Annotated in this window: 10 protein-coding genes and 1 tRNA gene; 5 read left to right on the top strand and 6 right to left on the bottom strand. The window is 71.7% G+C overall.

Annotation, left to right across the window (positions count from 1 at the left end):
* Positions 1-11: 11 nt before the first annotated feature.
* Positions 12-1316 (bottom strand): hypothetical protein, encoded by a 1305-nt coding sequence (locus tag RGE_RS00780; RefSeq protein WP_014426397.1) that lies wholly within the window; start codon positions 1314-1316, stop codon positions 12-14.
* A gap of 13 nt (positions 1317-1329) precedes the next feature.
* Positions 1330-4224 carry a response regulator gene (locus tag RGE_RS00775; protein WP_014426396.1) on the bottom strand — a complete coding sequence of 965 codons (2895 nt, stop codon included), beginning with the start codon at positions 4222-4224 and terminating at the stop codon, positions 1330-1332.
* Positions 4225-4367: 143 nt separating this feature from the next.
* On the opposite strand from RGE_RS00775, the gene purU reads away from it, so the two are divergent.
* From purU to RGE_RS00755, 4 genes are read left to right on the top strand one after another with little or no spacing between them, the layout of a single operon-like run.
* Positions 4368-5252 carry a formyltetrahydrofolate deformylase gene (purU, locus tag RGE_RS00770; protein WP_014426395.1) on the top strand — a complete coding sequence of 295 codons (885 nt, stop codon included), beginning with the start codon at positions 4368-4370 and terminating at the stop codon, positions 5250-5252.
* A 7-nt stretch (positions 5253-5259) separates the two neighbouring features.
* Positions 5260-5712: a YybH family protein gene (locus RGE_RS00765; protein WP_014426394.1), complete on the top strand. Its 453-nt coding sequence runs from the start codon at positions 5260-5262 to the stop codon at positions 5710-5712.
* A 25-nt stretch (positions 5713-5737) separates the two neighbouring features.
* Positions 5738-6706, top strand: a complete 969-nt coding sequence (locus RGE_RS00760; RefSeq protein ID WP_014426393.1) for a YheT family hydrolase — start codon at positions 5738-5740, stop codon at positions 6704-6706.
* Positions 6707-6720: 14 nt separating this feature from the next.
* Positions 6721-7239, top strand: a complete 519-nt coding sequence (locus RGE_RS00755; protein WP_014426392.1) for a DUF2946 family protein — start codon at positions 6721-6723, stop codon at positions 7237-7239.
* 46 nt (positions 7240-7285) lie between these two features.
* Here the strand turns inward: RGE_RS00755 and RGE_RS00750 are convergent, their stop codons facing one another.
* On the bottom strand, positions 7286-7813 hold the full coding sequence (locus tag RGE_RS00750; protein ID WP_014426391.1) for a c-type cytochrome: 528 nt from the start codon (positions 7811-7813) through the stop codon (positions 7286-7288).
* A 115-nt stretch (positions 7814-7928) separates the two neighbouring features.
* Here RGE_RS00750 and RGE_RS00745 point away from each other — a divergent pair.
* Positions 7929-8003: transfer RNA gene (locus RGE_RS00745), tRNA-Arg, on the top strand.
* A gap of 85 nt (positions 8004-8088) precedes the next feature.
* Here RGE_RS00745 and RGE_RS00740 read toward each other — a convergent pair.
* The 3 genes from RGE_RS00740 to RGE_RS00730 form a co-directional block, all read right to left on the bottom strand.
* The gene (locus RGE_RS00740; protein ID WP_014426390.1) at positions 8089-9105 is read right to left on the bottom strand and encodes an amidohydrolase family protein; all 1017 of its coding nucleotides are present in this window, start codon (positions 9103-9105) and stop codon (positions 8089-8091) included.
* A 68-nt stretch (positions 9106-9173) separates the two neighbouring features.
* The gene (locus RGE_RS00735; RefSeq protein WP_014426389.1) at positions 9174-10421 is read right to left on the bottom strand and encodes an MFS transporter; all 1248 of its coding nucleotides are present in this window, start codon (positions 10419-10421) and stop codon (positions 9174-9176) included.
* A gap of 123 nt (positions 10422-10544) precedes the next feature.
* Positions 10545-11870, bottom strand: a complete 1326-nt coding sequence (locus tag RGE_RS00730; RefSeq protein ID WP_014426388.1) for an outer membrane beta-barrel protein — start codon at positions 11868-11870, stop codon at positions 10545-10547.
* Positions 11871-11906: the final 36 nt, after the last annotated feature.

Genomic DNA, 11906 nt, shown 5'->3' with positions numbered 1-11906 from the left:
CGGGGCCCTCCTCAGTAGGCGAAGTTGTAGTCGAGCGACCAGACGTCCACGTGCGTGTCGTGGATCGTGTCGGCGCCCGCGGGCGTGTCGATCAACCGGCTCATCTGGCCGATGTGCGTGCGCTTCCACTCGGCTTTCAGCTTGTGGCCGCTGCCCAGGTTCCAGGACGCGCCCAGCGCCAGCGCGCGCTGATCGGCGGCCCAGATGGTCTCGGCGGTCAGGCGCTGACCGGCGGCGATCTGCTCGGCGCCGGGCAGGCCGGGCGGCAGGCCGCCTTCGGTGAGCCGGCGGTACCACTCGCGCGTGCCGCGCGTCGAGCGCAGCTTGGACCAGGCGACATAGGGCGTCACCGTCTCGAACTCGCGGAACAGCGCGACGTAACCGCCGGCGGTGTTGGAGCCGAGCTCGGTGTCGCGCTGGATGTCGCGTGCGAACTCGGCGGCGACGCGCCAGTGTTCGGCGAAGCGTTGCTCGACGCCGAGCGTGAAGATCAGGTTGGTGATCGCCGAGACCTGGCTCAGGGCCGGGCCGTAGGGGATCGAGTTGTCGGTCTTGTAGAAGCCGACGCCCGGCGCCAGCTCGACCCAGGGCAGCGTCACCGGCATCTTCGTGCCGTCGCTCTGCGAGGTGCGCACGTGGTGGACGCTCGCCCGCCACAGGGCGTCGGCGCGGCGCAGCGTCAGCGCGCCGCCGAAGAGCTGGACGTCGACGTCGACGAAGTTCGCGCCCGCGGGCCTGCGCCGCTCGGCGCCGTCGCGCGACCAGAAGCGCGCCGTCGTGCGCGCCCGCCCGCCGTAGACGTCGAGCGCCAGTTCGTCCTCGCCCAGGCCCCAGGTCCGGGTCGCCGCGAGGCCGTCGAACTCGTTGGACGGCGCGATCGAGTACATCTCGGTCGGCAGCCGCGCCAGGTCGTGCGTCGCGCCGACGTCCAGCAGCTCGGAGTACAGGTACAGCGGCAGCCGCATGCGCCCCAGGCGCAGCAGCCAGTCGTCGCTGGGCCGCCAGGCGACGAAGGCCCAGGTCGGGGTGAGGTCCCAGCGGCGGTCCTTCTGCAGCGACTCGGCGGCCCTGAGCTGCACCGTCGCGGTCCATTGTTCGGCCAGGCGCGCGTCGAGCTGCAGGCCGAACACGGTGTCGCGTTCGGCCGTGCCCTCGTCGTCGATGCTGCGCTCGATGCGGTAGTCGCGGTTCGACTGCGCCCAGCCCAGCGTGCCGAAACCCGACCAGGACAGGTCCAGCGCCAGCGCCGGGCCGGCCGCCAGCGCCGCGGCGGCCAGTGCCAGCGCGGTTCGCAGCGAGGGGAAGAACGTGCGCACGAGAGAGTCCTCTTCAGTTCGGTGAGCCCGCGCCCAGACTTCGCAGCGCCGGGCCGATCGCGGCCAGCACCTCGCCGAGCGCGTCGTCCAGCGGCCGCCAGGCGGCCGCGGCCACCGCCGCGTCCTGGCGCGCCGCGGCGCGTTCGAGCGCCAGCGCGCGTTCACGCAGCGCCGCGGCGCCGACGGTGCCGGCCAGCCCCTGCAGCGTGTGCGCGGCACGCCGCAGCTCGGGCCAGCGCCCTTGGTCGCGCCAGGCCGCCCAGGCGGCAATGCCGGCGCCGTACTCGGCGGCGAACGCGCTCAGCGTGCGTTCGAGCAGCTCGGCGCTGCCGCCGACCAGGCGCAGCGCCTGGTCCAGGTCCAGCACCGGCGCCGCGAGCGGCGCGCGCACGAACGGCGCCAGCGCCGCCTCCAGCGCAGCGACGTCCAGCGGCTTGGAGATGTGGCCCTGCATGCCGGCGGCCAGGCAGCGCCGGCGCTCCTCGTCGAGCGCGTGCGCGGTCATCGCCATCACCGGCAGCGCGTCGAAGCGCGCGTCGCGGCGCAGCCGCCGCGTCGCCTCCAGGCCGTCGAGCACCGGCATCTGCACGTCCATCAGCACGACGTCGAAGGCCCCGGGGCCGCGCGCGGCCAGCGTCTGCAGCGCGACCTGGCCGTTGTCGGCGATCGCCACCTGGGCGCCGCGGCGGCGCAGCAGCGACGCGGCGAGCTCCTGGTTCAGCGGGTGGTCCTCGACGAGCAGCACGCGCAGGCCGGGCAGCCCGGCCGGCGGCGGCGTCCGGGCGGCAGGAGGTTCGGCCGGGCGGAACAGGCGCCGCAGGTCCTCGGGCAGCACCGGCTTGGCGACGAAGTCGGCCGCGCCCAGCGCCCGCGCGCGCTGGCGGATCTCGTCGCTGCCATAGGCCGAGACGACGCTGAAACGCGCCGCCGGCATCAGTTCGCGCAGGCGTTGCAGCACCGCGGCGCCGTCGGCGTCGGGCAGCATCCACTCGAGCAGCACGCGGTCGAAGGGCCGGCCCTCGCGCAGCGCCTCCTCGGCGATGGCCACCGCCTGCGTGCCGTCGCGCGCGGCGGCCAGGCGGCCGGCCGAACCGACGCCCTGCGTGTGCAGCAGGCCCAGCAGCACCAGCCGGGAGTCCTGCTGGTCGTCGACGACGAGCACGCGCGCGGTGCCGGCCTCGGGCGACGGCGGCGGCGCCTCGGCGGCGCGTTCGCGCGGCAGCGCCACGCGCACCTCGAAGCGGCTGCCGACGCCCGGCTCGCTGTGCACCTCGATCGTGCCGGCCATCAGCTCGACGAGGCGGCGCGTGATCGCCAGCCCCAGGCCGGTGCCGCCGAAATGGCGCGTCGTCGACACGTCGGCCTGCACGAACTCGCGGAACAGGCCCTGGACCTGCTCCGGCGTCATGCCGATGCCGGTGTCCTCGACCGCCAGGCGCAGCTCGACCGTCGTCTCGTCGTCCTGCGGCAGGCTGTCCACCGTCAGCCGCACCTGGCCGCGCGGCGTGAACTTGACGGCGTTGGACAGCAGGTTGGCGAGCACCTGCTGAAGCCGCAGCGCGTCGCCGCGCAGCATGCCGCGCGCGGCCAGCAGCGACGGATCGGCCCAGTCGCACAGCAGCTCGAGCTCCTTGTGCTGCGCCGGCTGGCGAACCAGCTCGATCGCCTGGGCGACGACCTCCTCGACCGAGAAGCGGGCCGACTCGATGCTCATGCGCCCGGCTTCGATCTTGGAGAAGTCGAGCACGTCGTTGATCAGCGCCAGCATCATGCGCGAGGCGCCCTGGGCCTTGTCGACGAAGTCGCGCTGCTCGGGCGACAGGTCGGTCTGCAGCGACAGGTGCGTGAGGCCGAGCACGATGGTGTTCATCGGCGTGCGCATCTCGTGGCTCATGTTGCGCACGAAACGCGACTTGGCCTCGGTGGCCTCGTTGGCCTCGTCGCGCGCGAGCTGCAGTTCCTGGCTGCTGCGCTCGCGCGCCGCGAGCTCGGCCTGGAAGCGGTTGGCCATCGCGTCCAGCGCCCGGCCCAGGCTGACGAGCTCGTCGACGCCGCGCGTGCCCGGCGGCGTGCGCGCGTCGTAGTCGCCGTCGGTGATGCGCGCAGCCACCCGGCTCAGCGTGCGGATCGGCTCGAGCACCAGGCGGCGCTGCACGCGCACCCCGGCGTAGAACAGCAGCGAGAGCAGCGCGTTGACCGCGAACGCGACCTGGATCCCGGTCGTGAGGCGCTCGCGCGCGAGGGCCGTCGCGGCCTCGGTGCGCGCGCGGACCTGGCTGCGCAGCTCGCTGACCGCCTCGGCCAGCATCAGCCGCCGGTCCTCGTACTCGCGCGAGCGCACCAGCTCGAAAGCGAAGTACAGCTCGGGCCGGCCGTCGTCGACGAACTCGCCGCTGGCGGTGTCGAACAGGCCCTGGGTGGCCGCCATCGCCACCTTCTCCAGCTCCTGCATGTACTGCGCGGCGGCGAGCACGCGACCGGTGGCGGCGAGTTCGTCGGGCGCGAAACCCAGGCGCGACATGCGCTCCAGCAGGGGCGCAGGCGTGCCGGTGCGCGGCGTGGCCGGGTCCTTCAGGCGCATGCGCTCGCGCCAGTAGAGCATCGGGTCGGGCCCCGGCGGCGCCGGCGAGACGCCGTCGCGCACCTCGAGGATCTCGTAGTAGGTGTTCAGGTAGCGCAGGTCCCCCTGGCGGTCGGTGCGTGCGGTGAAACCCTGCACCAACTCGGCCAGCAAGGCGTTCTCGTCCTCGATCTGCTGCACGAAGCCGAGCGCCCGTTCGCGGTCGTCGACCGCCAGCCGGGTGGCCTCGCGCGCCGGGAACACCAGGCCCCAGAACACCAGCACGTTGGCCAGCAGCGCGAGCAGCACCGCGGCCGAGAAGCCGTGCGAGATCGAACGCAGCTTCATCGGCTCTTCAGGGGGAAACGGGCGCAGCGCGGGACATCCGGTCGTATATCGAACATTTCCGCTCACTCCTGATGGGAGTGCGCCCGGGCGGCCGTGACGGATGTCGCGCCGGGCGCGCCGACGGCGGTCCCTACAATGCCGGGATGGCTGCGGAAAACCAGTTCGTCCTGACGCTCTCCTGCCGGGACACCAAAGGCATCGTCTTCGCCGTCTCGGGGCTGCTGTACCAGGCGGGTTGCAACATCATCGACTCGCAGCAGTTCGGCGACCTCGACGGCGACGACGCGACGGGCCTGTTCTTCATGCGCGTGCACTTCGAGGCGCCGGAACAGCTCGCCGACGTGCAGACGCTGGACCGGCTGTTCGCCCACACGCGCGAGCAGCACCAGATGGACGTGCGTTTCCACGCCGTCTCGCGCCGCCCGCGCCTGCTGCTGATGGTCAGCCAGCACGGCCACTGCCTGAACGACCTGCTGTTCCGCTGGAAGAGCGGGCAGCTGCCGGTGGAGATCCCGGCGATCGTTTCCAACCACACGACCTTCGTCGGCCTGGCCGAGAGCTACGGCATCCCGTTCGTGCACCTGCCGCTGGTCGGCGGCAGCAGCGCCGAGACCAAACGCGCCCAGGAGCGCGAGGTCGAGGCGATCATCGAACGCGAGCGCATCGACCTCGTCGTGCTCGCGCGCTACATGCAGATCCTGAGCCCCGAGTTCTGCGAGGTGCTGCGCGGCCGGGCGATCAACATCCACCACAGCTTCCTGCCCAGCTTCAAGGGCGCGCGGCCGTACTTCCAGGCGCACGCGCGCGGCGTCAAGCTGATCGGCGCGACCGCGCACTACGTCACCGCCGACCTCGACGAAGGCCCGATCATCGAGCAGGACGTCGAACGCGTGGACCACACGCTGTCGGCCGAGGACTTCACCGCCGTCGGCCGCGACATCGAGTCGCGCGTGCTCGCCCGCGCGGTGCGCTGGCACGTCGAGCGCCGCGTGCTGCTCAACGGCCACAAGAGCGTGGTCTTCCGCTGACCACGCCGTGGCCCGCCCGAAGCCGCCTGCCGCGCCGACGATCGCGCTGACGCCGGAAGACGCCGAGACCGCGTTCTACGAGGCGATGGCCAGCGGCGACGTCGGCCGCATGATGTCCTTGTGGGCCGACGAGGAGGACGTGCTCTGCGTGCACCCCGGCGGCGGCCGCGTCGTCGGCAACGCGGCGGTGCGCGCCAGCTACGAGACCATCCTCGCCGACGGTGGCATCCCGGTGAGCTACGAGGCCGTGCACCGCCTGCAGCGCGCCGACGTCGCCGTGCACCACCTCGTCGAGCGCATCGCCGTCGACACCGCGCAGGGCCGCAGCGAGCTGCGCATGCTGGCGACCAACGTCTACCTGAAGACGCCGCTGGGCTGGCGCATCGTGGCCCACCACGCCACCGCCGCCGGCCCCGACGACCGGCCGCCGCCCGAACCGGCGCCGACGACGCTGCACTGACACCGTGCCCGGGGCCGGCGCCGCGATGCACGACTACCGCGCTCCGCGCTGGCTGCCCGGCGGCCACCTGCAGACGATCTGGCCCTCGCTGTTCTCGCGCCCGTGGATGCACGAGGCGCCGCCGTACCGGCGCGAGCGCTGGACCACGCCCGACGAGGACTTCGTCGACCTCGACCATCTCGACGCCACCGCGCCCGGCGCACCGCGGCTGGTGCTGTTCCACGGCCTGGAGAGCTCGTCGAGCAGCCGCTACGCGATCGCCTTCGCGCTCGCCGCGCGCGCCGCGGGCTGGGCCTTCACGGTGCCGCACTTCCGCGGCTGCTCGGGCGAGCCCAACCTGGCGCCGCGCGCCTACCACTCGGGCGACTTCGAGGAGGTCGGCTGGATCCTCGAGCGGCTGCGCGCGCGCGAAGGCCGGCCGCTGCTGGCCGCCGGCGTCTCGCTGGGCGGCAACGCGCTGCTGCGCTGGACCGAGGAGCAAGGCGACGGCGCCGCGGCGACGGTGCGCGCCGTCGCCGCGGTCTCCGCGCCGGTGGACCTGACGGCTTCCGGCCGCGCCATCGACCGCGGCTTCAACCGCGCCGTCTACGCCCGCCGTTTCCTGCAGACGATGAAGCCGCGGGCGCTGGCCAAGTGGCAGCAGCATCCGGGCCTGTTCGACCGCGAGCGCCTGCTGCGCGCGACGACGCTGTGGGAGTTCGACGACGTCTTCACCGCTCCGCTGCACGGCTTCGCCGGCGCCGACGACTACTGGCGCCGCGCCTCGGCCAAGCCGCAGCTGCACGCGGTGCGCGTGCCGACGCTGGTCTTCAACGCCCGCAACGACCCCTTCGTGCCCGGCGACTCGCTTCCCGGGCCGAGCGAGGTCGGCGCCCACGTCACGCTCTGGCAGCCGGCCGACGGCGGCCACGTCGGTTTCGCCCAGGGGCCCTTCCCCGGCGACGTACGCCCTTTCGCCGAAGCGGTCGTCGACTGGCTGCGCCGCGCCGCCTGAGGCAGGATCGGCCGATGGATCCGATCGTCGAAGCCGCGCTGCGCAAGTGGCCCCACGTGCCGCACTGCTGGGGCTGGCTGGCGCTGGATGCGCGCGGCGACTGGTACATGCGCGACGAACGCGTGCAGGCCGCCGGGCCCTTCCCGCAGGTCAAGGGCAGCCGCATCACGCACGACAAGCTGCGCGAGTTCATCCACCGCAACTACCTGCACGACGGGGCCGGCGCCTGGTTCTTCCAGAACGGGCCGCAGCGCGTCTACGTCGAGCTGGAGGCAGCGCCCTTCGTCTGGCGTGTAGGCCCCGACTTCGCGGTGCAGGCCCACACCGGCGAGGCGACCGAAGCGCGCGCCGCCTGGCTCGACGAACACGGCCGGCTGTTCCTGGACACGGCGCTGGGCTTCGGCCTCGTGCACACGCTGGACATGGGCCACGCCGCCGAGGCGGTGGAGGCCGGGCGCTGGCAGCCGCAGGCGCTGGTGTTCGCCGAGATGCCGGCACGTTTCGGCTACGTGCTCGCGCCGCGGCCGGCCTGAAACGACGACGGCCGCCCGCAGGCGGCCGTCGGACGGCATCGAAGCCTCAGTTCACGGCGCTGGCCGCCGGTGCCGGCGGTTCGGCGAACTTGGCGCCGCCGGCGTTGGCCATGTGGACCACGGCGCGGGCGATCTCGTAGTCCGAGGTCGCGCCGCCGCCTTGCGGCGGCATCGCGTTCTTGCCCTTCAGCGCCGAATGCCACAGCGTGTCGAAGCCTTGCGCGATGCGCGGGGCCCAGGCCGCGTGGTCGCCGAACTTCGGCGCGCCCAGCGTGCCGGCGGCGTGGCAGGCGCTGCAGACGGCCTGGTAGACCTGCTCGCCGCTGCGCGGCGCACCGCCGCCGGCCGGCGCGTCGGCCAGCGCGACGCGGCCCACCGGCTGCAGCCGCGCGGCCACGGCCTGTTCGTCGAAGGCGTCGCTGCCCGCGCCCATGCGCGGCTGGGCGCCGAAGTAGCCGGCGATCAGCAGCAGCAGCGTGATCGGCACCAGGAAGGCGGCGAGGATGGTCAGCGCGAGGCCGCGCGGGGTCTTGATCGGGCCCTCGGAGGCCGAGGAATCGGGCTGGTCGGTCATGTGTCTCTCGTGTTCGGCCATGCGGCCAAACCCTTGATTATTGTCAACCACGATCAGCGCTTGGCGGCGGCTGAACCGAGACCCGGTGGCGCAGGCTAGAATGCCGGCAACCCTGGCGACCGTGGTGAAGTGGATATCATGCGGCCCTCCGAAGGCCACGTCGCAAGTTCGATTCTTGCCGGTCGCACCAGGTCACCGGGCCCCTCAGGCCTGAAGCCCCTCCAAGAAAAACGGCTGCCCTCGGGCAGCCGTTGTCGTTTGCGGGCGCAGCGCCTTCAGCGCGCGATCTTCAGCAGGCGGCAGGCGTTGTCCTCGTAGATCGCGCGGCGCTCGGCCTCGGTGACCGGAGCGTTGTCGAGGAACTCGACGTGCTCGGCGATCGACTCGTACGGGTAGTCGGCCGCGAACAGGATGCGCTCGACGCCCAGCTGCGACAGGCACAGCTTGAGGATGTCGGGGTCGGTCATGCCCGAGGTCGTGACGACGAAGTGCTCCAGGAAGTACTCGCTGGGCTTGCGCGCCATCTTCGGCACGGCGCCGATCTTCACCTGCAGCTCGTAACGGTTGTCGATGCGCTTCAACCAGTACGGGATGCCCTCGCCCATGTGGCCGAGGATGATGCGCAGCCGCGGGAAGCGGTCGAAGACGCCGCTCATGATCAGCCGCATCGCGTGCAGGCCGCACTCGATGGCGAAGCCCCAGCCGGCGAAGTACAGGCCGTAGTCCAGGTAGGGCGCGACCATGCTGGGCGCCGGCTCGCGCGGGTGCAGGTAGATCGGCATGTCGGCGGCTTCGGCCGCCTCGAGGATCTCCCAGTACTTCGGGTCGTCGAGGTACTCGCCCATCGTGTGCGAGTTGATGATCAGCCCCGACAGGCCCAGGCGCTTGGCGGCGCGCTCGACTTCCAGCGCCGCGCCGGCCGGGTACTGCGGCGCGACGGCGGCCAGGCCGACGAAACGCGTCGGGTGGCGGCGCACGGCGTCGGCTAGCACCTCGTTGGACTCGGCCGCCAGCCGAGTCGCGGTGACGGCGTCGAAGACCTGCACGCCCGGCGAGGTCAGCGACAGCACCTGCACGTCGATGCCGGTCTCGTCCATGTGGGCCAGGCGGCCGGCGCCCAGGTCGAGCAACCGGTTGTGCAGCTGCTGGTTGCCCGGCGTGTGCGCGAGGATGCTCTCGCCCATCTTGCGGAAGCCCGGCTCGACGTTGCGGTGCGACAGCACCTTCGCCCATTCGTCGGCGATGTCCTGCGTGACGAAGGCTTCCTCCAGCGCGATGCGGCGGTACGACATATCAACTAGTCCTTGGGTCTTGGTGATCGGAAGAACGCGGGGCCCGCGAGGGCCCCGCGCCGCCGGCGTCAGGCGACGGCCGGCTTGATGCCGGAGGCCGGCGGCGGGCCGCGGCGTTCCGGCGGGAAGGCGTAGGCGCCCAGTCGCAGCACGAGGGCGCTGGCGACGGCCAGCGCGGCGACGAAGCCGGTCAGGCAGGCCTCGTAGCCCCAGAACTTGAACGAGATGCCCATCAGGAACGGACCGACGGCGTTGCCGAGCATGAAGATCATGAACAGGTAGCCGTAGATCTCGCCGAAGCTGCGCATGCCCAGGTAGCGCGACACCAGGTAGGCGATCAGGTCGACCTCGGCGCCCAGGCCCAGGCCGATCATCACCACCGCGATCGTCGCCGTCAGCTGCCCCGGCGCCAGCAGCAGCAGGCCGATGCCCAGCAGCGGGATGACGAAGAAGAACGCGGCGACGTAGGGCGCGAAGATGCGGTCGAGCAGGTAGCCGGCGACGAAACGCCCGGCGACCAGCGCGATGCCGGCGAAGGTCATCGCCCCGGCGGCGATCTGCGGCGAGAAGCCGCGATCGGTCAGCAGCGGCACGATGTGGCCGATGGTGCCGTTGGAGGCCATCGCGACGCTGAAGAAGGCCACCGCCAGCGCCCAGAAGCGGCCGCTCTTCAGCGCCTCGGCGGCGGTCAGGCCCGGACGCACGATCGGTGCGGCCTGGCCTTCGCGCTTGACCGCGGGCTCGGTATTGACGAACAGCGCCACCGCCGGGAAGGCGAGCAGGAAGGTCAGCGCGCCCAGGCCGACGTAGGCGCCGCGCCAGCCGTGGTTGGTGACCAGGTACTGGGCGATCTGCGGCACGGCGGCCGCGCCGATGCCGACGCCGGCCATCGCGATGCCCAGCGCCAGGCCGCGCTTGTCGTCGAAGGCGGCGGTGATGGCCTTGGAGTACGGCATCGGCGTCTGGCCGGCCGCAGCGATGCCCATCAGCGCGTAGATGACGACGAAGGCCATCGGCGAATTGGCGAAGAAGGCCAGCGCCACCATCGCCAGCGCGAAGGCGGTGATCGACGGCAGTGCCACCGCGCGCACGCCGTACTTGTCCATCAGCCGGCCGGCGATCGGCACGCACAGCCCGGTGCCCAGGAGCCCGACGACGAGCGCGGTCGACGTGGTCGAACGCTCCCATCCGAACTCCTGGGTGATCGGCTTCAGGAAGACGCCGAACGTGAACTGCATGATCGGCCCGTTGCCGACGATCAGGCCGAAGATCGACCCGAACACGACCCACCAGGGGTTCGCGAAACGTTTTTCCATTCGAGACTCCACGGCGTCCGGCGAGGGGCTGCGGCGAGGGATGCGGCGCCGAAGCGCCGCTCCCGTTCGCCGCGCCGACGGCACGGCGGACGCGTTCGGGGTTGTATCAGGCGCCGGGAGGCGTCAGAAGTAGAACAGCGCGTCGACCGAGACCGTCGTCTGCTTGGTCTCGGAGCCGCCGCCGAAGGCCTTCAGCGTGCCCTGCTTGTCCTGCCAGTCGTAGCGCAGTTCGGGGCGCAGCAGCACGTTGGGCGTGAGCTGGTAGCGCAGGCCGGCGGTGATGGCGTTGAAGCGGCCCTTGGCGGCCGACAGCGGGAACAGCGCGACACCTTCCGGATCGTCGAAGGTCTCGGCACGCAGGCCCCACTGCATGGTCGGCGAGGTCCGGTAGCGCACCTCGGCGTTGTAGCCGGTGTACGAGCCGCCCTTGTAGAAGTTGCCGTCGAGGATGTCGATGGTGCCGGCCAGGCCGTCGCCGTCCTGGCGGCCGTGCAGCGCCTCGGCGTGCAGCGCCCAGGTGTCGTTCGGACGCCACCAGGCACTCAGCGAATGATGCTGGCGCAGCTGGTCACGCGGCGAGATCACGCGCGCGGTCGGCGCCTGCACCTTCTCGCCCGGGTCGTTCTGCTCGTTGCCGCGCATGAAGCCGTAGTCCAGCGAGTACTTCATGTCCGGACTGCGCCAGTGCAGGTAGCCGATGACGCTCTTGGAGTCGTTGTTGTCCTGCCAGTTCTGGCGGCCCTGGACGACGCCGAGCTCGGCCATCACCAGGCCGTAGTCGCCGTTCATCAGGTTCACCGAGCCCAGCGCGCCGGCGACCTGGTCGGGCGACGACAGGAAGCTGTAGCTGCGCGAGTAGAAGAAGTTCGGCGTGTAGGTGTGGTTGGTCGGCGCTTCGTAGCCGATGCCCGTGCCGAAGCGGCCGATGGTCAGCGTGGCGCCCTTGAGCACCGGGAAGTACATCTGGCCGTAGACCTGGCCCAAGGCGAGGTAGTTCTGGCGGTTGGTGCCGGCGGTCGTGCCGGTCGTCGTCTTGTTGATCCCCCAGTTCGTCTCGATGCCCTGCATCTGCGCCGGCAGGCCGTTGCGGCCGTAGGTGCCCTCGAAGTGCAGGCCCCAGGAGAACTCCTGCGGCATCGGGCCGGGCAGCGGCGTGAAGCGCGGCACGATGTTGCTCTTGATGTTGCGCTCCAGGACCATTTGGAGCGCGTTCAGCTGCAGGCCTTCGTCGGACGGGCCGGCGATCGGGCCGTTGCTGTGGCCCTTGGTCGCCTCGTCGTGCGTCGTCGAGTCGTTGCTCGAGAAGCCGACCCACAGATAACCGTAGGCCTTGAAGCCGGTCTTGGCCTCGAGGCCGTCGAACAGCTCGTAGCGGCCGTCGGCCGCGGCCGCTGCCCCGGCCAGGGTGGCCAGGGCGGCGCCGGCGATGAGCGCGTGGGGGAATTTCATGATCGTCTACCTCTTCTAGGGTTTGGGTTCCCCGGG

It is taken from the genome of Rubrivivax gelatinosus IL144, assembly GCF_000284255.1.
Taxonomy (GTDB): Bacteria; Pseudomonadota; Gammaproteobacteria; order Burkholderiales; family Burkholderiaceae_C; genus Rubrivivax; species Rubrivivax gelatinosus_A.
The sequence above is the reverse complement of the archived record's forward strand: the minus strand, read 5'-3'. Positions and strand labels throughout refer to the sequence as shown.

What these genes read in the sequence shown, in the direction of transcription:
- RGE_RS00775 (WP_014426396.1), bottom strand. Translation starts at nt 4,224, where the DNA reads ATGAAGCTGCGTTCGATCTCGCACGGCTTCTCGGCCGCGGTGCTGCTC.
- purU (WP_014426395.1), top strand. Translation starts at nt 4,368, where the DNA reads ATGGCTGCGGAAAACCAGTTCGTCCTGACGCTCTCCTGCCGGGACACC.
- RGE_RS00760 (WP_014426393.1), top strand. Translation starts at nt 5,738, where the DNA reads ATGCACGACTACCGCGCTCCGCGCTGGCTGCCCGGCGGCCACCTGCAG.
- RGE_RS00755 (WP_014426392.1), top strand. Translation starts at nt 6,721, where the DNA reads ATGGATCCGATCGTCGAAGCCGCGCTGCGCAAGTGGCCCCACGTGCCG.
- RGE_RS00750 (WP_014426391.1), bottom strand. Translation starts at nt 7,813, where the DNA reads ATGACCGACCAGCCCGATTCCTCGGCCTCCGAGGGCCCGATCAAGACC.
- RGE_RS00740 (WP_014426390.1), bottom strand. Translation starts at nt 9,105, where the DNA reads ATGTCGTACCGCCGCATCGCGCTGGAGGAAGCCTTCGTCACGCAGGAC.
- RGE_RS00735 (WP_014426389.1), bottom strand. Translation starts at nt 10,421, where the DNA reads ATGGAAAAACGTTTCGCGAACCCCTGGTGGGTCGTGTTCGGGTCGATC.
- RGE_RS00730 (WP_014426388.1), bottom strand. Translation starts at nt 11,870, where the DNA reads ATGAAATTCCCCCACGCGCTCATCGCCGGCGCCGCCCTGGCCACCCTG.